Annotated in this window: 22 protein-coding genes; all 22 read left to right on the forward strand. The window is 64.0% G+C overall.

Annotated features, from left to right (window positions below; genetic code table 11):
• Positions 1 to 2: 2 nt before the first annotated feature.
• Positions 3 to 590, forward strand: a complete 588-nt coding sequence (locus LB556_RS04495; protein ID WP_224564465.1) for a MotE family protein — start codon at positions 3 to 5, stop codon at positions 588 to 590.
• On the forward strand, positions 587 to 1297 hold the full coding sequence (flgH, locus tag LB556_RS04500) for a flagellar basal body L-ring protein FlgH (RefSeq protein ID WP_224564467.1): 711 nt from the start codon (positions 587 to 589) through the stop codon (positions 1295 to 1297). Before LB556_RS04495 ends, flgH begins: the two co-directional genes overlap by 4 nt.
• Positions 1298 to 1332: 35 nt before the next feature.
• Positions 1333 to 1827 carry a flagellar basal body-associated FliL family protein gene (locus tag LB556_RS04505; RefSeq protein ID WP_224564483.1) on the forward strand — a complete coding sequence of 165 codons (495 nt, stop codon included), beginning with the start codon at positions 1333 to 1335 and terminating at the stop codon, positions 1825 to 1827.
• The gene (gene fliP, locus LB556_RS04510) at positions 1824 to 2555 is read left to right on the forward strand and encodes a flagellar type III secretion system pore protein FliP (RefSeq protein WP_224564486.1); all 732 of its coding nucleotides are present in this window, start codon (positions 1824 to 1826) and stop codon (positions 2553 to 2555) included. Before LB556_RS04505 ends, fliP begins: the two co-directional genes overlap by 4 nt.
• Before the next feature lie 241 nt (positions 2556 to 2796).
• A complete protein-coding gene (locus LB556_RS04515) occupies positions 2797 to 3798 on the forward strand; it encodes a flagellin (RefSeq protein ID WP_224564488.1) in 1002 nt (333 codons plus the stop codon).
• A gap of 283 nt (positions 3799 to 4081) precedes the next feature.
• The gene (locus LB556_RS04520) at positions 4082 to 5152 is read left to right on the forward strand and encodes a flagellin (RefSeq protein ID WP_224564491.1); all 1071 of its coding nucleotides are present in this window, start codon (positions 4082 to 4084) and stop codon (positions 5150 to 5152) included.
• Positions 5153 to 5283: 131 nt separating this feature from the next.
• On the forward strand, positions 5284 to 6933 hold the full coding sequence (fliF, locus tag LB556_RS04525) for a flagellar basal-body MS-ring/collar protein FliF (RefSeq protein WP_224564494.1): 1650 nt from the start codon (positions 5284 to 5286) through the stop codon (positions 6931 to 6933).
• Positions 6934 to 6936: 3 nt separating this feature from the next.
• Positions 6937 to 7557 carry a hypothetical protein gene (locus tag LB556_RS04530; protein ID WP_224564509.1) on the forward strand — a complete coding sequence of 207 codons (621 nt, stop codon included), beginning with the start codon at positions 6937 to 6939 and terminating at the stop codon, positions 7555 to 7557.
• On the forward strand, positions 7554 to 8951 hold the full coding sequence (locus LB556_RS04535) for a MotB family protein (protein ID WP_224564511.1): 1398 nt from the start codon (positions 7554 to 7556) through the stop codon (positions 8949 to 8951). The genes LB556_RS04530 and LB556_RS04535 overlap by 4 nt, the downstream gene beginning before the upstream one ends.
• A complete protein-coding gene (locus tag LB556_RS04540) occupies positions 8948 to 10321 on the forward strand; it encodes a chemotaxis protein MotC (RefSeq protein WP_224564513.1) in 1374 nt (457 codons plus the stop codon). The genes LB556_RS04535 and LB556_RS04540 overlap by 4 nt, the downstream gene beginning before the upstream one ends.
• 278 nt (positions 10322 to 10599) lie before the next feature.
• Entirely contained in the window at positions 10600 to 11697 is a 1098-nt protein-coding gene (locus LB556_RS31830) for a flagellar hook-length control protein FliK (RefSeq protein WP_224564515.1), read from the forward strand.
• Positions 11627 to 12214 carry a transglycosylase SLT domain-containing protein gene (locus LB556_RS04550; protein WP_224564517.1) on the forward strand — a complete coding sequence of 196 codons (588 nt, stop codon included), beginning with the start codon at positions 11627 to 11629 and terminating at the stop codon, positions 12212 to 12214. The genes LB556_RS31830 and LB556_RS04550 overlap by 71 nt, the downstream gene beginning before the upstream one ends.
• A gap of 223 nt (positions 12215 to 12437) precedes the next feature.
• Entirely contained in the window at positions 12438 to 13106 is a 669-nt protein-coding gene (locus tag LB556_RS04555) for a response regulator transcription factor (protein WP_015315897.1), read from the forward strand.
• Positions 13107 to 13185: 79 nt separating this feature from the next.
• A complete protein-coding gene (locus tag LB556_RS04560; RefSeq protein ID WP_224564519.1) occupies positions 13186 to 14445 on the forward strand; it encodes a flagellar hook protein FlgE in 1260 nt (419 codons plus the stop codon).
• A gap of 27 nt (positions 14446 to 14472) precedes the next feature.
• On the forward strand, positions 14473 to 15927 hold the full coding sequence (gene flgK, locus LB556_RS04565; RefSeq protein WP_224564521.1) for a flagellar hook-associated protein FlgK: 1455 nt from the start codon (positions 14473 to 14475) through the stop codon (positions 15925 to 15927).
• Positions 15928 to 15930: 3 nt separating this feature from the next.
• Positions 15931 to 16974 carry a flagellar hook-associated family protein gene (locus LB556_RS04570; protein ID WP_224564525.1) on the forward strand — a complete coding sequence of 348 codons (1044 nt, stop codon included), beginning with the start codon at positions 15931 to 15933 and terminating at the stop codon, positions 16972 to 16974.
• Positions 16975 to 17002: 28 nt separating this feature from the next.
• A complete protein-coding gene (flaF, locus tag LB556_RS04575) occupies positions 17003 to 17350 on the forward strand; it encodes a flagellar biosynthesis regulator FlaF (RefSeq protein ID WP_224564527.1) in 348 nt (115 codons plus the stop codon).
• Positions 17347 to 17790, forward strand: a complete 444-nt coding sequence (gene flbT, locus LB556_RS04580) for a flagellar biosynthesis repressor FlbT (protein WP_224564530.1) — start codon at positions 17347 to 17349, stop codon at positions 17788 to 17790. Before flaF ends, flbT begins: the two co-directional genes overlap by 4 nt.
• On the forward strand, positions 17790 to 18197 hold the full coding sequence (gene flgD, locus LB556_RS04585) for a flagellar hook assembly protein FlgD (RefSeq protein WP_224564533.1): 408 nt from the start codon (positions 17790 to 17792) through the stop codon (positions 18195 to 18197). Before flbT ends, flgD begins: the two co-directional genes overlap by 1 nt.
• A 13-nt stretch (positions 18198 to 18210) precedes the next feature.
• Entirely contained in the window at positions 18211 to 18477 is a 267-nt protein-coding gene (gene fliQ, locus LB556_RS04590; protein ID WP_013893193.1) for a flagellar biosynthesis protein FliQ, read from the forward strand.
• Between the two features lie 186 nt (positions 18478 to 18663).
• A complete protein-coding gene (asnB, locus tag LB556_RS04595; RefSeq protein ID WP_224564535.1) occupies positions 18664 to 20532 on the forward strand; it encodes an asparagine synthase (glutamine-hydrolyzing) in 1869 nt (622 codons plus the stop codon).
• A gap of 190 nt (positions 20533 to 20722) precedes the next feature.
• Entirely contained in the window at positions 20723 to 22366 is a 1644-nt protein-coding gene (locus LB556_RS04600; protein WP_224564537.1) for an MFS transporter, read from the forward strand.
• The last annotated feature ends 2 nt before the right edge of the window (positions 22367 to 22368 follow it).

Raw genomic sequence — 22368 nt, forward strand, 5'->3', positions numbered from 1 at the left:
CGATGCCGATGATGCCTCCCCTCTCACCCCACAAAAGGCGCAGCTCCCGCGTCACGCTTTTCGCGGCCGTGGCTCTCGGGGCCATGTCCGTTTTCGGCGGCGGCGCTCACGGTGAGGACGCCGTTCGCCAGGTCATGCCCGCCGCACAGCCCGCCGTGGCGCCGCAGCAATTGACGCGCGAGAAAGCGCCGGACCAGAGCGAGATCGAGCGCTTCTGCTCCAACATCGCCGACGCCGCCCGCGACCGCCGCTATGCCTTGCAGGCGGAGGAGTTGAAGCAGCTCCAGGCCGGCATCGACGAACGCATGAAAGCGCTGGACGAGAAGAAAGCCGAATACGAAACCTGGCTGAAGCGGCGCGAGGTCTTCCTGGCCCGGGCCGAGGACGGCGTCGTCAAGATCTATGCCGGCATGAAGCCGGATGCCGCGGCCGAGCGCCTTGCAATCGTCAACGCCGACCTGGCCGCGGCCATCCTGATGAAGCTCGACTCACGCAAAGCCAGCGTCATTCTCAACGAAATGGACCAGAAGGCGGCGGCGGCGCTCACCGGCATCATGGCCAGCGCAGCCCGAAGGGTAGATCCGTCATGATCCGCAGAGTGCTCATCCTGTGCGCGGTCGCAGCCCTGTCCGGCTGCGGCACCAATCTCAAGGAGGTCGGCAGGGAACCGGCTTTGTCTCCCGTTGGCTCGGGCATCGACGGCGGCAGCACCGGCTCGCTCTACAAATACCCGGAAACCCCACCGCAGCCGGTGAAAAAATTCTCGCTGTGGGACGATCGGCAGAGCCGGCTGTTCACCGATCAGCGGGCGCTCCAGCAAGGCGACATCCTGACCGTTAAAATCAGCATCAACGACCGCGCCAACTTCAAGAACCAGAACGACAGAAGCCGCACTGCAAACCGTAAGCTCGGCTTCGACATGAGTGCGCAATGGGACAAGCTCGGCAGCACCGCCGGCAAGGGTTCGGGCGCGCTTAACTCCCAAACGGACACGACCGCCGATGGCGAGATCAAGCGGTCGGAAACACTGGAACTCAACGTCGCCGCGGTCGTCACCGACGTGCTGCCCAACGGCAATCTGATGATCAGGGGTTCACAGGAAGTGCGCGTCAATTACGAACTCAGGGTGCTGACCATCGCCGGCATCGTACGGCCGGCCGACATCGGCGCCGAGAACACAATTCCTTACGAACGCATCGCCGAGGCACGCATCTCCTATGGCGGACGCGGTCGCATAAGCGAGGTCCAGCAACCGGCTTACGGCCAGCAGGTCCTCGACCAGGTTCTTCCGTTCTAGCTATTGGCATTCTGGGGATTGGGGAACAAAGCACCGTGGCCAACGTCGAACAGGTTCAGCCTCGCAAGGGTCCTTCCCTTGCCGTCCAGGGCGCCATGCTGCTCCTGGTTACGGCTGCCGCGATCGGCGTGGGCTGGATGTCCGGCGGCTATCTCAAGGGCGCCGACGCACCGAAATCAGTAACGGCGGCGCCGGAGAACGACGGCAAGGCGACCAAACCCGCCGAAGCGCAGCAGCCCGGTGCCGGACCAACGCTCATCGAGCTGGCGCCGATCACCACCAACATCGCCTCGCCAGCCGACACCTGGATCAGGATGGAGGTGTCGGTGGTCTATGACGCCCCACAACCCCCAGCCTTGGCGGAGGACATCCACCAAGACCTTCTGGCCTACGTGCGGACCCTGAAGATGCACCAGATCGAAGGCGCCAGCGGCTACCAGCATCTGAAGGCCGATCTCGACGAACGCGCCTCGATCCGCAGTCAGGGGCACGTCAAACAGGTTCTTATCAGGACATTGCTGCTCGAATGAGAAAATTCCTTCTTGCCGCGGCGCTGATCGGTGCCGCCACCTCGGTCGCGGCGGCCCAGCAACTGGACCTTGGCGGCATCGGCAAGGCCGATGGCACCACCGTCGGCTACATCATTCAGATGTTCGGCCTGCTTACCGTCCTGTCGGTGGCGCCCGGGCTGCTGATCATGGTGACCAGCTTCACCCGTTTCGTCATCGCCTTCTCGATCCTGCGTGCGGGCATCGGCCTGCAATCGACACCGGCGAACCTCATCCTCATTTCGCTGTCGCTGTTCATGACCTTCTATGTCATGGCGCCGACCTTCGATCAGGCCTGGAACACCGGCGTCAAGCCGTTGATGGACAACCAGATCAGTCAGGCAGAGGCCTTCGAGAAGATCTCCGATCCATTCCGCACCTTCATGCTGCACAACGTGCGCGACAAGGATTTCGACCTTTTCGCCGACCTCGCCCGAGAGCGCGGCCAGGTCGTCGCGAAGGAGACCGTCGATCTGCGTATCCTGGTACCTGCCTTCATGATCTCCGAAATCCGGCGCGGCTTCGAGATCGGCTTCCTGATCGTGCTGCCATTCCTGGTCATCGACCTGATCGTGGCCACCATCACCATGGCGATGGGTATGATGATGCTGCCGCCGACCGTGGTGTCGTTGCCGTTCAAGATCCTGTTCTTCGTCCTGATCGACGGCTGGAATCTGCTCGTCGGCAGCTTGGTGCGCTCTTTCACCTGATCGCCGTGCTCGGCACCCGGCATCGCTGACCGGAGGAACCGGTGGGGGCCGCATCATCGGATTTTCTCCCGAATTATTTTCGATTAACCGTCGAGTTTAGTCCTTTGGTAGGAACTCGCCGCCATAGTCGCTCGCAGATGGCGGGTGACCCAAACGCAACGGTCATTGGCATGATGCCGCTCCGTCATACCGGACAAACCGGTATGCAAAAAACACCCTGTAAAACAAGGTACGAGTAGCCATGGCCAGTATCATGACCAACGCCTCGGCGTTGACCGCTCTGCAGAGCTTGAGCGCCACCCAGAAGAATCTCGACACCACCCAGGCCCGCATCTCCACGGGTTATCGCGTTTCCCAGGCTTCGGACAACGCCGCTTACTGGTCGATCGCTACCACGATGCGTTCTGACAACCAGGCCATGTCCACCGTTTCGGACGCACTCGGCCTCGGCGCCTCGAAGGTCGACACCGCCTATACCGGCATGAACAGCGCGATCGACACCATCAACCAGATCAAGACCAAGCTGGTCGCTTCCTACGGCCAGACGGATGCCGACAAGGGAAAGACGCAGACCGAAATCGCGGCTCTGCAGAAGCAGTTGAAGGCTTACGCCGATGGCGCCACCTTCTCCGGCACCAACATGCTGTCCGTCGACAGCGGCACCGGCACGGCCGTAGCCGACGTCAAGATCGTTTCGGCCTTCAATCGCGACGCTTCGGGCGCCTCTTCGATCAGCACGATTGACGTCAATGTGGAAAGCACGAAGCTCTATGAAGCCGGCACCACCGCAGGCACGGCGAAGGGCATCCTCGACGCCGACCGCCTCGGCAGCACCGGCGCCATTACGACCACCACACAGAACCCGACGGCAGGCGCTGCTCCCAACGTCAACGGGCTCGACACTTATTCGGTCGCAACGCTGAAGGTCTTCGACTCGACCGCAGGCAAGGGCTTCAGCGACGCGCAGATCGCCGACCAGATGAAGGTCGTCGACGCCGCGCTGAAGGACATGACGAACGCCGCCACCACGCTCGGCGCCGCCAAGAGCTCCATCGACCTGCAGAAGACCTTCACGCAGAGCCTGATGGACTCCATCGATCGCGGTGTCGGCCAGCTTGTCGATGCCGACATGAACAAGGAATCGACGCGCCTCCAGGCCCTGCAGGTTCAGCAGCAGCTCGGCGTCCAGGCGCTGTCGATCGCCAACGGTTCGTCGCAGTCGATCCTGTCGCTCTTCCGCTAATCGACTTCAGCTCATCCACAATTCTCATAGATCGGGCCGCGCCAAAAGCGCGGCCCGATTTGCGTTCGCTCAAGGCTCACGCAATCCTCGTTCCTTAACTCTCGAAAGCAGGCCTTTAAGAGGTCGTTAACCATAAGGCGCTAGTCATGGTTAACCAATAGCTTACAACGGATTGCGAATCGGCCGGATCAGGCACGATGGCAATCCATGGACAGGCCGATCCGGCCTGCGAGGGCAACGCCGGTTTTCAAGAAAGACCGGCCAGGGAAAAGGAGCGAGTTTCTTGGCGAGCATCATGACAAACGCTGCGGCGTTGACAGCACTTCAAAGCCTTAACGCCACCAACAAATCGCTTGAGCAAACACAGGCCCGTATCTCGACCGGCTACAGGGTCTCCGAGGCCTCTGACAACGCCGCCTACTGGTCGATCGCCACAACGATGCGCTCCGACAACCAGGCTCTCTCGACGGTGCAGGACGCGCTCGGCCTCGGCGCCTCGAAGGTCGACACCGCCTATACCGGCATGAACAATGCGCTGGATACGATCGGCAAGCTCAAGACCAAATTGCTTTCGACCGTTGGCCAGACCGATGCCAACAAGGCAAAGACGCAGACCGAAATCACCGCGCTTCAGGCGCAGATGAAATCCTTCGCCGACGCCGCCACTTTTTCGGGTTCGAATTATCTTTCGGTGACGTCCAAGCAGGTCGCGGCCGCCAATGACGGTGTGCAGCCCGACGCCCAGATCGTATCCTCGTTCAATCGCTCCTCGTCAGGCGCCATCTCGCTCGGAACGATCGATGTTGATGTCGAAAGCACCAAGCTATTCGATTCCGGCCTCGCGACGGACGTCAAGAACTACGGCACGCTCGACCGTCAGACTTCCGTTTATTCCACAGCCGCTGCCCAGAGCGAATATGATACCGCCTACGCGGCCGCGATCTCGGGTGGAGCAACGGATATGGCCGCCAACACCGCCGGCCAGGCCGCGGTAACGGGCACCCCCGCCAAGATCGACAATGTTTCCGCCTACAATCTCGACATAACGGCGCCCGGCGTGACCGACGACATCATCACCCAGATGGTCGGAAAGATCGACAAGGTGATGAGCCAGTTGACCGACTCCGCCACCATCCTCGGTGCAGCCAAGAGCAGCATCGACCTGCAGAAGACGTTCACGCAGAGCCTGATGGACTCCATCGACCGCGGCGTCGGCCAGCTCGTCGATGCCGACATGAACAAGGAATCGACCCGTCTCCAGGCTCTGCAGGTGCAGCAGCAGCTCGGCATCCAGTCACTGTCGATCGCCAACAGCTCCTCGCAATCGATCCTGTCATTGTTCAAGAACGGCTAGTTCGGACTTAACTGAGGCATACCTCCACTTCCAACCGTCGGGGCGCGCCAAACGCGCGGCCCGATTTCATTTTCGCACAAGCTTCGAGGGCTAGTGTTCCGGCGGATAGTCATGCTGGGAGTCGCTCAACCGTGCCGGAACAGATCCAGAGCATCATCTCGAATCTCCGCAGCTTTGGCGTGAAGCGCCTCGCCATGCTGGCGGGCATCGCCGTTCTGGTGATGGGCGTCATCGGCATCGCCTCGGTTTACCTCAACCGCCCAGCCTACGACACGCTCTATGTCGGTCTCGACCGCGCCGACGTGAACCAGATCGGCCTGGTGCTGGGCGAGGCCGGCATCGGCTTCGACGTCGGCGCCGACGGAACCTCCGTGCTGGTGCCTGCCGGCACCACGGCCCAGGCGCGCATGCTGCTTGCCGAAAAGGGCCTGCCGACCAGCGCCAATGCCGGCTACGAACTTTTCGACAATGTCGGCGCGATGGGCCTGACTTCTTTCATGCAGCAGATCACGCGGGTACGTGCGCTGGAAGGCGAAATCGCCCGCACCATCCAGTCGATATCAGGCATCAAGGCGGCGCGCGTCCATATCGTCATGTCCGAGCGCGCCAATTTCCGCCGCGATGAACAGCAACCTTCCGCCTCTGTCGTGATCCGCTACGCCGGCATCGACGCCGAGAAGAGCGCCATGTCGATCCGCCATCTCGTCGCCGCCGCCGTCCCAGGCTTGTCCGCCGACAAGGTGACGGTGCTCGATTCCAACGGCAATCTCCTTGCAGCCGGCGACGACCCCTCCAACACCAGCGCCGCGCGCACGCTCGGCGTAGAACAAACCGTGGAAGCGCAGATCGGCGACAACATCCGCCGCGCGCTCACCCCCTATCTCGGCCCGGACAATTTCCGCGCCAGCGTCAAGGCCGACGTCAACACCGACACCCGACAGACCGAAGAGACGATCTTCGATCCGAATTCCCGCGTCGAGCGCTCGGTGCAGTCGGTCCGTGCCAACGAAAACAGCAACCAGAAGCAAGCCTCGACCCCGGCCAGCGTCGAGCAGAACCTGCCGGAGACCCAGGCGGCCAGCACTGAAGGTCCCCAAACTTCCTCGGCCAACGACCGCAAGGAGGAGATCACCAATTACGAGATCAACTCCAAGAAGATCGCCACCATCTCCAACGGCTACACCGTCACCAAGATGTCGATCGCCGTCGTCGTCAACCAGGACCGGCTGAAGGCGATCCTGGGCAAGGACGCGACGCCGGAACAGATCGCCAAACGCGTCGCCGAAATCCAGAAGATGGTGAGTTCCGCCACCGGCTTCGACGACAAGCGCGGCGACGTCATCGATGTCTCGGCCGTCGAGTTCATCGACGGGCTGGACGGCGTGGCGGTGCCACAGGCGGGAATGCTCGATTCCATCGGCCAGCATGCCGGCACGCTGATCAATGCCGGCGCCTTCATCGTCGTGGTGTTCCTGGTCGCCTTCTTCGGCCTGCGGCCTATGGCGGCCGCGTTGACGGCAAAGGCGACGCCGGCCATGGCAGGCCCGAATTTCGATGAAGTCCAGCGCTCGCTGCCGACCCCAGAGGCAGCCGCCTCCGCCGATGCAGGCGTTGCCACTGGCGCCCTGCCCGGCACGCGAGCCGGCGCCACCCCGCTCGACGACTTGCGCCAGAAGATCAGGCCGGCCCCGCAGGAGCGGCTTGCCCGCATGGTCGACATCAACGAGGAACGCACCGCGCAGATCCTGCGCAAATGGGCGGCCCAGGAAGTCGCGGCGTAGACCATGCCCTCCGCAGCCCTCTTCGATCTTCTCCCTGACTTCGGCACGCGGGCGCAACGCCCGAGCCAACCCCAGGCCGCGGCCGAGCACAAGCCCGAGCCGGCGACGCCGCCGGCCGACATCGGCACGCTGATCGCCGAGGCGGTTGCCCAGGCGGAGGCAATGCTCGGCGAACGGCTTGCCGCGGCCCATGAAGCAGCGCTGGAAGCGGAACGCGAGGCAAATGCCGAGGAAGCAAAGGCCTTTCTCGACAGCTTCGGCGGCGATGTCGGCAAGAAGGTCTCGTCGCGCATCGACGCCATGGAGGCGCGCGTGACGGATCTCGTCGCCGCCACGGTCGCCCGCATCATCGGCGGCATCGTCAGCGACGATCTGCAGAAGCGCTCGCTCGAAGCGCTTGCCGGCGCGGTCCGCGAAGCCGTTGGCGATAGCGAAGCGGTGCGCATTGCCGTCCGCGGGCCGCCCTCGCTGTTCGAAACGCTAAGGGCATCGCTTGGACCTCGTGCCGAAAACCTCGACTTCACCGAGGCGCCCGGCTTCGACCTGACGGTCACTATCGACGAGGCCGTGTTCGAGACGCGCATGGCCGAATGGTCGGCAACCCTTTCCGAGGTCCTGTCATGAGCGTCGCCGATGCGGGGCACGCGCACCCTCACGAGATCATCATCGTGCGGCATGCCCATGGTGATCACGACGAAGGTCATCACGGCGGCGTCTGGAAGATCGCTTTCGCCGACTTCATGACCGCGATGATGTGTTTCTTTCTGGTCATGTGGCTGATCAATGCCGCGAACGAACAGACCAAGGCGGCCGTCGCCAGCTACTTCAACCCCGTAAAGCTGGTCGACCGCAATTCGAGCCGTAAAGGTCTGGAGGACCTTGGCGATGGCCCGAACGCGATGGGCTCGACGGCGCAAAACCCGCAACCGGCGAAGGCCAAGGCTGGTCAGGGCGGCAATGGCGAGGCGGGTTCATCTGATCGCAAGCAGGAAAAGCAAGAGCCGCAGCAACCGCAACAATCGGACGATCATCTGTTCGCCGACCCTTACGCCGTGCTCTCGGAAATCGCCGCTGATACCGGCGTCATGCAGAATATCAGCCAGAAAGGCGATGGCGGCGCGCAGAATTCCGGCCCGGCGACGGGCGCCTCGGGCGGCGCGTCCTATCGCGATCCCTTCGAGCCTGACTTCTGGTCGCAGCAGGTCGCAGCGCCCGGCGCCGAGGCGAGTGCCCAGCGCCCCAGGATCGAGGGCGACCCGCTCAAGTCCGGCGACAAGGCTGCCGATACACAGGTCGCCAAGGTCAAGGCCGTGCCGCCGGCACCGCCCACCAATGACGCACCGCTCGAGCCCCTGGCCGGGGATGCCAAGGACGCCGCGGCGGCGACGGCCAAGACTGGCAATGCCAAGACTGGCAATGCCAAGGCCGCCGATGCCAACGCGGGCAACGCCGAAGCTGGAGACGGCAAGGCCGCCGATGCCGCCAAGGCGGGTACGACGGTCGCGAAGCAGGAAGCCGCAAAAACCGAAGCGGCGGACAAGGCTCCGACCGCCGCCGCGCTGAAGGCGGCTGCCGACGTCAAGCAGCAGCTCGCCGATGCCTTCAAGCCCGGTGACAAGCTGCATGACGGTGTCTCGGTCGAAGCCACCGACAAAGGTGTCGTCATCTCGATCACCGATCAGCTGGACTTCGGCATGTTCCAGGTCGGGTCGGCGGTGCCGAGCCGTGAACTGGTGCTGGCGATGGAAAAGATCGGCCGCATCGTCAACAGCCAGAAGGGCACCATCAGCATCAACGGCCACACCGACGCGCGGCCTTTCCGCAGCGCCAGCTACGACAATTGGCGGCTGTCGACGGCGCGCGCGCACTCGGCCTATTACATGCTCGTGCGTGGCGGCGTCGATGATCGTCGCATCACCGAGGTTGCCGGCTTCGCGGACCGCCAGCCCAAGGATCCCGCGGATCCGATGTCGGCGGTCAACCGCCGCATCGAAATCCTGATGGCGACCGGCGGATGAACCGGGCGGCGCTCACCAGCCGCCTGACCGGCCTGTTGCTGCTGGCCGCCGCGGCGTATCCATCGGCGGGCCTCGCCCAGGATACGCTGCAGCCTTATCAGTTGGTGCGCTCGTTGCAGCTTGTCCAGGACCGCATCGCGGCAGGCGATCATGCCGCGATGCCCATGCAGGCCAAGCTGCTCGAGATGACCGATACGCGGCTGCGCGCCGCGGATACCGAGGATTTCAAGGACCCCAAGAATTTTCGCGCGCTGCTGGTCTACGGCATGAGCGGCGGCAATCCGGTGACCGTCGAGGCCGCCGTGTCGCGGGCCGCACCCGATCCGCAGAACCTTGCCATAGCCAAAGCGGTGATCGACTATCTGAACGGCCGGCCCGGTGCAGCGATCGAAGCCCTGGGGTCGATCGACCCGATGACCCTGCCAGGCGACCTCGGCGCCTTCCTCGCTTTGGTCAAGGGGTCACTACTTGCCACGGACCAGCCGGCGGCAGCGCTCGCGCTGCTCGATGAGGCCAAGCTGCTCAGCCCTGGCACGCTGGTCGAGGAAGCAGCGTTGCGGCGTTCGGTCGGCATTGCCGTGACGCAAGGCGACGCGGCACGGTTCGCGCTTGCCTCCACCCAATATGTCGAGCGCTATCTCTATTCGCCTTACGCCAGCCAGTTCGCCGACTCCTTCGTCTCCGGCGTCATCGCATTGCACATGTCGATCAGTCAGGACAAGCTTGCCGACATCACCTCGATGATGGATACCGAACGGGAGAAGGTGATCTATCTGCGCATCGCGCGCCGCGCCGCGATTGACGGCATAACCGACTTGTCGGCCTTCGCATCGGCACGCGCCGAACAGGGTCGCGACGGCAACACCAATCAGGGCGATCCGCGCGCCCTGCTCTATTCCAGCCTGTCCACGGTGACCTCCGACACCATCGAGGACGTACGCGCCAACCTGGGCAAGATCGACCGCAGCAGATTGTCGGACGGCGACCGCGCCTTGCTCGACGCAGCCCAGGCCGTCGCCGGTGAAGTGGTGGCGCCGCCTGCTTCCCTTCCCGCAGCAAATCCGGCGCCCATATCGGTCATGCCATCGACCGAACCCGAGGCTGCCGCCACGTCAACCGCCGACGCCGCCGGATTGCCGCCGGTCGAGGGTGCCGTCTCCGAGCAGCCGGCCGTCGCGCCATCCGCAAACGCGGTGCCGGCTGCGCCGAAGGCAACCCCGCCCGCAACGGACGCGGCAACCATCCTGCCGGCATCGGCGCCAGCGGCCTCGGCCGGCGCCGACACCGCCGATCCCACCGACGCCGCCATGACAAAAACCCGTCGACAGCTCGACCTGATCGACCAGATGCTTGGAGCCGCCCCGAAATGACCCCCAGCCTCGGCCCGGCTCTCCCGGGATTTACCGCCGCGCGCACGGCCGAGCAGCCGGCCGCGCCCGGAAAGAAGGACGACACCGGCTTCGGCAAGATGGTGCACGGCAGCGCGAGCGCCGCCAATTCGGAAAAGCAGCCAACCGCTGAGGCAGGCTCCCGCGATCCGCGCTGGAGCAGACTTGCCGCGGGCCTCGCGGCAAAGACGGGCGAGGATGAGCCGATGCCCGCTGGCAAGGCAAGGAACACGCCGACCGGATCGCCTGCCGCGAAATCCGTGAAGGACGCCAAGGATGCCGGGACTGACAAGGATGCCGATGCCGATGCGCCGGCCGCCGAACCGGGCGCAACGCCGCTCGACGAGCATTTGCCGTTGCTGATGGCATTTCATGACCTGCGCCATTTTTCGACGTCGGCGAAGTCGGCCGACCCGAACGCGAGCGAAACAGGACAGGGCCCGACGGTCGTTGGACAGCTTTCGTCGAAGACCTTTCGGCAGACATCCGTCGCCGGGAGCGACGGTCTCGAACCCATCCCGAAGCCTGAGCGGGCTTCGCTGGTCGAGGGGCCGTTGACCAAGGTCGACAGTCACCCCGTCCGCGATGCCGCCGGCGTGCCAAAACACGACGATACGATCGCGGCCGGTCCTGAGCCCGAAGCGCCCGCCCAGATGCCGGGCGTGGAGACGAAACAGGCGCCGCACCAGTTGAAATCCATCGCCGACCTTCAGTCCTCATTGCGGTCCGAGCCCGGAAAGCAGCATTCGGCGACCGCACGCATCGACGTGGTTTCCGAACGCAGCTTCCCTGCGCCGCCACAGGCACCGATGAGCCAGGCCGCGCTCAATGTCATCGGCGCAATAGCCGCCGACGGCGGCCCGAACCAGGCGCGTCCCACGGTTTCAGCGACCGCCCAGTTGACGGGCTCTGTTGCTGTTCCGACACACGTGTTGAAGATCGAACTTCACCCGGCCGAACTGGGCATGGTCACGGCCCATCTTCGGCTCTCCGGAGAACAACTGTCGATTGAATTGAAGCCCGAAACACACGATGCATATCGTCGGCTTTCCAGCGACAGCGAGGCGATCGTGAAGTCGCTGCGCGGGCTGGGCTTCGAGGTGGACAAGGTCACCATCCTGCAACCAACGATTGCAGTTCCTTCTACAACCCGGACGGATGCAACCGCCTCCGCGACCGCCGCACCCGGCCGCGATCCATCGTCCTTCCAGCCCGGAAATTCCAGCGGCGGCAATGGTGGACCCGGCGGCCAGCAATCGGGTCAGCAATCCGCAAGGGGGAGCCATCATGACGCGCAAGCACACGGCCGCGCCGCTTCGCCTTCTCGCGAGCGCGCTGGCGGCGATATTTTTATCTAGCCTAGCAAGCAGCGCCGGCGCCGCCACCAATCCCTGCGAGCCCGAGATCCTGCGTGCCGCCGACCGCTATGGTGTGCCCGCCGGCATCCTCTATGCCGTCGGGTTGACGGAGACCGGCAACAAGGGCAGCCTTCAACCCAACGCTTTGAATATAGAGGGGAAAGCCGTCTTCCCAAGAAGCCGGGCCGAAGCGCTTGCCGTCTTCGCCAACGCCCGGCGCGAAGGCAAGACACTGATCGATCTCGGCTGCATGCAGATCAACCATCACTACCATGCCTCGCATTTCCGCAGCGTCGAGGACATGCTCGACCCTCGCCAGAACGTCGACTACGCGGCCCGCTTCCTGGTCAGCCTGCATGCGCGTCACGAGACTTGGTCGATGGCCGTCGCCCGCTACCATGCCGGCCCCGACAACGATCCGGCGCAGAAGGTCTATGTCTGCAGGGTGATAGCCAACATGGTTGCCACCGGCTTTGGCAAATGGACAACGAACGCCCGCGCCTTCTGCAACCCATAAGCGCATAGCCTGCTTCTAATACATCGATTCGCTGGCTGCGAAACGGCCGATTTTGACTTGGTGGAGGCTTGGGTTCGCGAGCATATCCGGTCGCGCGCTAATGCAACCGATACGATTCCAGACTCCCAAGAAACTAGTTACAAGAAATGACGGTTGTTCAGGATTCCCGTCAGCGGATACGCCTTTCCCCACGGGGCACATGTGCTGATTCGGAGGCGGGCCGATGATCGTTATCGTTGACGAGCGAGAGCTCGTGACAGAGGGCTATAACTCACTTTTCGACCGCGAGGGGATCGCCTGCGCCGGTTTCGCGCCGGGCGAATTCGGCGAGTGGGTCAACTCGGCCGCCGACACCGATCTGCGCTCGGTGCGGGCTTTCCTGATCGGCGATTGTCGTGACGGCGCGATCTCGCCGCGCCAGATTCGCGACCGCACCGGAGCTCCCGTCATTGCGCTCAGCGAGCAGCATTCGCTGGAGAACACGCTGCGGTTGTTCGAGAGCGGCGTCGACGACGTCATCCGCAAGCCGGTGCACATCCGCGAAATCCTGGCCCGCATCACCGCCATCCGCCGCCGCGCCAGCGAGGACGTCGCCTACACCGAGATCGGCGCCATGCGCATCTTCATGGACGGCCGCGATCCCGAGATTGACGGCCAGCCGCTGCCCTTGCCGCGTCGCGAGCGTCGTATCCTGGAATATCTGGCGAGCAACCGCGGCCGCCGCGTCACCAAGACCCAGGTGTTCAACGCCATCTATGGCATTTTCGACGAAGAGGTCGAGGAGAACGTTGTGGAGAGCCACATCAGCAAGCTGCGCAAGAAACTGCGCGAGAAGCTGGGCACGGATCCGATCGATTCCAAGCGCTTCCTCGGCTACCGGCTGGTGTTCTGATGCAGCACCGCGCCAGCCTCGCGCAAGACAGGGCGCGTAGCCTCGAAGCCAGCGGCATGGATATTGCGGAGACATCTCGATGAGCCTCTATGGAATGATGCGGACCGGCGTTTCCGGCATGAACGCCCAGGCAAACCGCCTGTCGACGACAGCCGACAACATCGCCAACTCCGATACCACCGGCTACAAGCGGTCCTCGGCCGAATTCTCGACGCTGATCATGCCGTCGACCGGCGGCGCCTATAATTCCGGCGGCGTCACCACGACGATCCGCCAGGCGGTGAGCGATCCGGGCGTGCTTCAATACACGACCTCGGTATCCGACCTCGCCGTCAGCGGCGATGGCTTCTTTGTCGTGCAGGACCCGAGCGGCACGCCTTTCCTGACCCGCGCCGGCGCCTTCGTTCCCGATGCACAGGGCCGGCTGGTCAACGCCGCCGGTTTCCAGCTGATGGCCTACAGCTACGCCAACGGCACGCCGGCAGCGACGGTGAACGGCTTCGAAGGCCTCGAGCCGGTTGTCATCTCCGACCAGGGACTGACCGCAACGCCGAGCACCGCGGGGAATTTCAGCGGCAATCTGCCGGCGGGTGCCACACCGGTCGCTGCCGGCAGCCTGCCCAGCACGAACGCGGCGGGCGCGCAGTACACGTCGAAATCATCGATGGTCGCCTATGACAATCTCGGCAACAAGAAGCTGCTCGACGTCTATTTCACCAACACCGGTGCCGGGACCTGGGAGGTGGCGGTCTTCGACCAATCGAAGGCGACGGCCGGAACTGGCTTCCCCTATGCTGCCGGCGGCGCACTGGGCACCGCCAACCTTACCTTCGATACCACCACCGGCAAGCTTACCGGCGCCCCCACCAGCGTTTCGTTCACCGTACCGGGCGGCGCCGGCCTCGATCTCGATCTGTCGGCGCTCACACAGCTTGGCACCGGCTTCACCGTCACCGACGCCCAGGTCAACGGCAACGCGCCGAGCACCATCGACAAGGTGCAGATCAGCAAGGACGGCACCATTTACGCCCAGTACAAGGACGGCACCTCCAAGGCGCTTTATAAAATTCCGCTGGCCGATGTGCAGAGCCCCGACCAGCTCAAGGCACTCCCCGGCAACGTCTACGCGCAAGGCACCGATTCCGGTGCGATCCGTGTCGGCTTTGCCAATGAAGGCAAGCTTGGTTCGATCATTTCCGGGGCGCTCGAAAATTCCAACGTCGATATCGCGGAGGAATTGACCGACATGATCGCGGCACAACGCAGCTACACCGCCAATTCGAAAGTCTTCCAGACCGGTTCCGATCTGATGGACGTCCTTGTCAACCTGAAGAGATAAACCGGGCTCCGCCTGTGAAAGACCAGCATGTCGCTTTCCTCCGCACTGAGCATCGCCCAATCGGCCCTTCTGGCCACCTCGCGGCAGACCAGTGTTGTCACGCGCAACGTCTCGGACGCCTCCAATTCGGACTATACGCGCCGCATCGCTGTCGTCAGCAGTACGACGCCGGGCGCCCGGGTGGTCGATATCCAGCGCGTGACCAACGACCTGCTGTTTCGCCAGAACCTTGGCGCACTGTCGGCCTATAGCGGCCAGAACGCACTCTACAGCGGCATGGATCAGTTGAATGTGGCGGTCAACGGCGTCGACAACGCGTCCTCGCCCTCGACCGCCATCGCCAACCTGCAGCAGCAACTGCAGCTCTACGCCACCTCGCCGTCCAACCAGAATCTCGGTTCCATCGTCATCGACGCCGCCAGGCAGGTGGTGCGCTCCCTCAACGAGGGTTCCCAGGCCATTCAGGCTTTCCGCACCCAGACCGACGGCCAGATCGACACGGCGGTCAAGGACCTCAATTCGCTGCTCAGCCAGTTCCAGGACGCCAACCAGGCTGTCATTTCCGGAACCCGTTCCGGCACCGACGTTTCCGATGCGCTCGACCAGCGCGACGCGCTGCTGAAGAAGATCGCCGACTATGTTCCGGTCTCGACCTTCACGCGCGGCGACAATGACATGGTCATCACCACGGGTGACGGCACCACATTGTTCGAAACCATACCGCGCACGGTGAGCTTTACGCCGTCGGCGGGTTATGCCGCCGGAGCCGCCGGCAACACCGTCTATATCGACAACGTCCCTGTCTCGGCGGGAGCGGGCGGCAACACCAGCGCCAGTGGCAAGCTTGCCGGCCTGCTGCAACTGCGCGACGGGGTCGCCTCGACCATGCAGAGCCAGCTCGACGAGACCGCGCGCGGCCTGATCACGGCCTTTGCCGAGACCGCGCCTGCGATGCCGAACGCCGCCGGCCTGTTTACCTGGTCCGGCGCGCCGGCCGTGCCGGCCGCGGGCACGCTGGTCAACGGCCTGGCCGGTTCGATCAGCATCAATGCGGCGATGGATCCAAGCGCTGGCGGCAATCCGGTATTGCTGCGCGACGGCGGCGCCAACGGTGCGGCCTACGTCGCCAACACCAGCGGCGGCGCCTCCTACTCCAGCCTCCTGATTGCCTATGGCGACCGTCTCGACCAGCCGATGACGTTCGATTCCGGCGCCGGGATATCGGCGACGTCCAGCGTTTCCGACTACGCCGCCAATTCCATCGGTTGGCTACAGGGCCTACGCCAGCAGGCCTCGACCGCGTCGGATGCCAAGCAGGCGCTGGCACAACGCAGCGCCGAGGCGCTTTCCAATGCGACCGGGGTCAACGTCGACCAGGAAATGTCGCTGATGCTCGATCTCGAACACACCTATCAGGCATCGGCGCGGATGATGAAGACCGTCGACGACATGATGACGGCCCTGTTGAACGCGGTGGGATAATCCATGACCTCAGTTTCCTCGGCCGCCATCTCCAACGCCATGCGCTATCAACAAATGCGCATGCAGGCCGACCTCGTCAAAGCAACAAAGGAATCCTCCACCGGCCAGGTCGCCGATGTCGGCCTGGCACTGGGCGGACGCACCGCCCAGTCCGTCACCTTCTCGCGCGACCTCGACCGCCTGAACGTAATCATCGATTCCAACGGGTTGGTCGCCGCCCGGCTTGCATCGACGCAGACTTCGCTTGGCCAGCTCTCCGGCGTGGCGCAGACCTTCCTATCCAGCCTCACCACCGCGTCGTCGGGGGACAATTCCGACACCCTGACTCAATCGAGCGGGCAGACGACGATCCAGCAGCTTGCCTCGATCCTCAACACCAGCGTCAACGGCGAGTATTTGTTCGCCGGCACCAACACCGACGTCAAACCGATCAACGATTTCACGGCGGCCGGCTCGCCGGCCAAGGCCGCCTTCGACGCTTCCTTTGTCGCCAAGTTCGGGTTCACGCCCAACGATCCGGCCGCGGCCAATATCACCGCCGCCCAGATGGACGACTTCATCACCAACGACGTCACGCCGCAATTTCTCGGCGCGGGCTGGCAGACCAACATGTCGAATGCCACCGATCAGCAGATCGTAAGCCGCATCGCGCTCAACGAAACCACGGCGACCTCCGCCAGCGCCAACAGCGATGGCATCAAGAAGCTCGCCATGGCCGCCGCAATGGTCACGAGCCTGATGTCGACCAACATCAGCCAGGCGGCGAAGGACACCATCATCACCCGCTCCCAGTCGCTGGTCGGCGAAGCGCTGAGCGGTATCGGCCAGGTCCAATCCGAAACCGGCATCGTCCAGAAGCGCGTCTCCGACGCCAGCGACCGCATGAAAACGCAGGTCGACCTGTTCGAGCGCCATATCCTCGATCTCGAGGCCGTCGACCCGGCGGAAGCCGCGACCCGCGTCGCCGACCTGACGCAGCATATCGAGACGTCCTTTGCCCTGACGGCGCGCCTGCAGCAGCTCAGCCTGTTGAATTACCTGACCTGAAAGCACTCTGAACCGGAACGGTAGAGCGATGTACCAATTTTCCTACGCCGACATCCAAAGCACCTCCGTCACGGACGCCAAGGACCGTGAGCGCGAGCTGCTGACCCGCTCGATCGACATGCTGTCGGCCGCGGCGGTGGCCGGCCAGGGCTCAATGGAGGCGGTGGAAGCACTGAACTTCACCAACCGCGTCTGGACTGCCTTCGTCGAAGATCTTGGCTCCAGCGACAATGCGCTCCCCAAGGAATTGCGCGCCAACCTGATTTCCATCGGCCTGTGGCTGCTGCGCGAGGCCGAGGACATCCGCCAGGGCCGCACCGACAATTTCGAGGGGCTGATCGAAGTATCCCAGATCATCCGCGACGGCATTCAATGACCAACACCCTGAAGATATCGCTGAAGCCCAACGAGAAGATCTACATCAACGGCGCGGTCATCCGCGTCGACCGGAAGGTTACCGTCGAGCTGATGAACGACGTGCAGTTCCTGCTCGAGAGCCATGTGATCCAGGCCGACGAGGCTTCGACGCCGTTGCGGCAGCTCTATTTCATCGTGCAGGTCATGCTGATGAACCCCGCTGGTGCCGATGAAGCGCGCGAAATGTTCCGCCGCTCGCTGCCGCTGCTCATGGCAAGTTTCGAAGACGCCGAAATCGGCAGCGCGCTGAAACAGGTCGACCGTATGGTCGGCGAGGATCACATCTACGAGGCCTTGAAGGCGATCCGTTCGCTTTATCCTCTCGAACGCCGCGCGCTTGGCGGCAACGACGACGTTCCGGGCGCCGCGCGCCCGCTGGCCGTGGGAGCACGATACTGATGACCGTGGACATGACGACGACGATACCGGTTGGCGCCAACCAGACCACCACGCAGACCGCCAAGACCGCTGTCGACTACAACTCGTTCCTGAAACTTCTGATCGCCGAGATGAAGAACCAGGATCCGACCAAGCCGATGGATTCGACCCAGTACGTCGCCCAGCTCGCCACCTTCTCGCAGGTCGAGCAGTCGGTGCAGACCAACACCAAGCTCGATCAGATCATGCAGTCGTCGGCGCTGTCGCAGGCCGATGCGATCATCGGCCGCTCGATCACGTCGGCCGACGGCATGACCACCGGAACAGTGGCTTCGGTGACGCTCGCCAGCAGCGGATTGATCGCGGTGCTGCAGGATGGCACCCAGGTCCCCGTCGGCGCAGGCGTGTCGATCAGGCCGGCGAGCTAGGCCAACCGCCGAGATGAACGAGGCCGACGCACTCGACATCGTCCAGTATGCGGTGTGGACGGTGCTGACCGCGTCCGCTCCGGTGGTGCTGGTCGCCATGGCGGTCGGCATCGGCATCGCCCTCATCCAGGCGCTGACACAGGTCCAGGAGATCACCTTGACCTTCGTCCCGAAAATCGTCGCCATCATGCTTGTGGTGGCGCTCACGGGTCCGTTCATCGGCGGCCAGATATCGGCCTTCACCAATGTGATCTTCGAGCGTATCCAGAACGGTTTCTGAACGATCCCGGGAAGAGTGCCCAACGCCTTCCGTCCAGATTACACCCGGATGGAACGCGGCTTGCGGGCGGCCGCGTTGCGGTTAGAGTGCCGTTCCATGATCCGGCAGATTGTCGGTCTGGCATAGCGGTATAGTCTCGATGACGTCTCCCAAACCTCTGACCCAGGCCAGACCGGCCGGCGCGCCATGTGCGGGATAGCCGGCGTCTGGCGCAAACGCGATCCGATCGGCGGCGGCGATATCGCCGACGTCGCCCGCATGATGCAGGCGCTGGCCCATCGCGGGCCTGACGACCATGCCAGCTGGAACGACAGCCGGCTGGCGCTCGGTCACCGGCGGCTCTCGATCATCGATCTGTCTGCGCAGGCGCGCGAGCCCATGCTCACGGCCTGTGGCCAGGGCGTGCTGGTCTATAATGGCGAGGTCTACAATTACCGCTCGCTGCGGGACGCACTTGAGGCTGAAGGCAGGCGGTTCCGGACGGTCTCGGATACCGAGGTGGTTCTCGAAGCGCTGCATCATTGGGGACCGGATGAGGCCATCCCGATGTTCGACGGCATGTTCGCCATCGCCTATTTCGACGCCCGTGCCGGCGCCTTGTGGCTCGCGCGCGACCGTCTCGGCATCAAGCCGATGTCGGTGGCAGAAACTGGTGAGCGGATCCTGTTCGCCTCCGAGGACAAGGCGATCCTGGCCTGCGACGGCGTCGCAGGGACTGTCGATGCCCGCGAGATCACCTTGCGCCTTGCCTGGCAGAGCCGTGACTCCTGTTCCAGCCTGTTCCAGGGCATGGAGCGGTTGCCGCCGGCGGGCCTGTGGAAGATCAGCGATGCCGGCGTTGAGAAGCGCTGTTTCTGGCATGTCCTCGATGTGCTCGACACCGCCCGCATCGTTGGCGATACGGCCAGCGACGCCGAGCGCATGGCGACGTTGGAAGAGCTGATCAAGGACAGCGTCGGGCTCCATTGCATCGCCGATACCAGCCTGGCCGCTGCCTGCAGCGGCGGCGTCGATTCGGGCCTCGTCACCACGCTGGCGAAACGGTTCAGGCCGGAGATGACAGCCTATGTCGTCGATCCCGGCATTGGCCACAGCGAGGCCGACGACGCCGGGCGCACCGCCAGCCACGCCCACGTGCCTCTGAACAGGGTGCCGGTCGACAAGGACCGGTTCCTCGACCTGTGGCCGAAGACCATCTGGCATTTGGAAAGCGACGGCTGGCATGCGAGCCATGTCTGCCTGCTCGCACTCGCCGAGCGGTGCCGGGCCGATGGCATCAAGGTGCTGCTGACCGGCGAGGGCGCCGACGAACTCTTTGGCGGCTACGATTGGCAGGAGGCCAGCATGAAATTGTGGCGGTCCTGGTCCTGGCCGAGGCGGCTGTTTCTCTCGAAGCGCTCTCTTTCCCGCAGGTTCGAGCGCCAGCGTTATGCCCCGTTCCGCACATCGATCGCGGGTGGCCATGCCTGGGATCGCAACATCGTGCTCAGGGCGCTCGCGCCGGAATTGAATTTCCTTCAGGCCAAGATCTTCGACCGGCTGGAGCCGGTGACGCCGCTTGGCGACCGCGCCTTCCTCGGATGCTGTCTCCACGACATGTATTCGCATCTGCAGGACCTGCTGAACCGGCATGACCGGCTCAGCATGGCGGCCTCGGTTGAACTCAGGGTGCCGTTCCTCGAAAACCGCCTGATCGACTTCGCGATCCATCTGCCCCGGCGACACAAACACCGCCAGAAGCAAGGAAAATGGCTTTTGAAGAAAGTCGCGGAAAAACACATTCCACTTCAGAACGTGCAGGCCAGGAAGAACGGCTTTCAGGTATCCGCGAACTTCACCGCCGGCACCGAGGCGTTGTTGCGCGGCGGCTTTCTGCGCGATGCGATGAAGTGGCCCGCATCTTCGGTCACGGACCTGATCGACCTCGCCAGGCGCGACCAGGCCTCGAGGCTTCGCCTGGTGGGAATGGAGCTTTTCCTTCGTCTCCATGCCGGCGGCCAATCCACCGGCCATCTGGCCGAGGCACTGCATGCGGCCGTGGCCGAGGCGCGTTGAAACGTCAGGCTGGACGCCAAGGCAACCACGGTTTCGCGAAGGCGGCGCAGTCGTGGCCCTTCGCTATCCCCTTGTTGGACCATGATCTTCCTTTCAAGGCATTCGCCCTTTGCGCGGCGATGCCATAGTTTCGGCAAATCATGCGGGGAAACGGATCACCGCGAGGATCACGCCGTGGCAGGACCCATCCATGATTGACGAAAAGCCGGATAGCGAAAGCGTCTCGGCGCTGGCGCCGTTCCGGCACGGCATCTTCCGCGCGGTATGGGCCGCGAGCCTCGTCTCCAATTTCGGCGGCTTGATCCAGGGCGTCGGCGCAGCCTGGATGATGACTACCATCGCCACCTCGCCCTATCAGGTCGCCCTGGTCCAGGCCTCGACCACCTTGCCGATCATGCTGTTCGCGCTTGTCGCGGGCGCCATCGCCGACAGCTTCGACCGCCGCAAGGTGATGCTGATCGCCCAGAGCTTCATGCTGGTCGTTTCGGTGCTTCTGACCGCGTTCACCTATCTGGACCTGATCACGCCGTGGACGCTGCTGGCCTTCACCTTCCTGATCGACAGCGGCACCGCGCTCAACAGCCCGTCATGGCAGGCGTCCGTCGGCGACATCGTACCGCGCAACAAGGTACCCGCCGCCGTGGCGCTGAATTCCATGGGCTTCAACCTGACCCGCAGCGTCGGCCCGGCGATCGGCGGCATCATCGTCGCGGCCGCCGGCGCGGCCGCCGCCTTCGCGGCGAACGCGGTGAGCTATGTCGGCCTCATCGTCGTGCTGGCTCGCTGGAAGCCCGATGTGCCGGTCTCGACCTTGCCCCGCGAGTCGTTGGGGGCGGCCATGGGTGCCGGCCTGCGCTACGTCGCCATGTCGCCCAACATCGGCAAGGTGCTGGTCAGGGGCGCGGCCTTTGGCTTCAGCGCCGGCGCGGTGCTGGCGCTGCTGCCGCTGGTGGCGCGCGACGTCGTCAAGGGCGACGCGCTGACCTACGGCATCATGCTGGGCGCCTTCGGCATCGGCGCCGTCGGCGGCGCGCTGATCAGCGTGCGGCTTCGGCAGTTGCTCTCCAGCGAAACGATGGTTCGCTGCGCCTTCGCCGGTTTCGCCGCCTGCGCCTTCAACGCCGCCGTCAGCCAGCATGCCTGGCAGACCTCGCTCGGCCTGCTGGTCGGCGGTGCCTGCTGGGTGATTGCGCTGTCCCATTTCAACGTCACCGTGCAGATGGCGACACCGCGCTGGGTGGTCGGCCGGGTTCTGTCGGTCTACCAGACCGCCACCTTTGGCGGCATCGCGCTGGGCAGCTGGATCTGGGGTGTCGTGGCCGACGCGCATGGCGCCGAGACGGCGCTGATCGCCGCGGCAATCGCGATGCTCGCCGGCGGCGCCATCGGCCTCGTGCTGCCGTTGCCGCAGCAGCAGGTGCTCAACCTCGACCCGCTCAACCGTTTCAGGGAGCCGCACCTCGCCCTCGACCTCAAGCCGCGCAGCGGGCCGATCGCCATCATGATCGAATACGTCATCCGGCACGAGGACGAACCGGAATTCCTCGCCACAATGGCCGAGCGCGGCCGCATCCGCCGCCGCGATGGCGCCCGCAACTGGACGCTGGCGCGCGATCTGGAAAATCCGGCGATCTGGATCGAGCATTACCACACGCCGACCTGGCTCGAATATGTCAGGCATAACGGCCGCATCACCCATGCCGACGCCATGGTCGGCGAACGCTTGCGGGCGCTGCACTCAGGCGACGAACCGCCGCGCGTGCGCCGCGTGATCGAGCGCCCGACGACCGCCGGCACCGCGCTGGTGCCGGCGAAGGGGCCGATCGAGCACTGACG

The organism is Mesorhizobium sp. ES1-4 (assembly GCF_020164745.1).
In the GTDB taxonomy this organism is placed as follows: Bacteria; Pseudomonadota; Alphaproteobacteria; order Rhizobiales; family Rhizobiaceae; genus Mesorhizobium.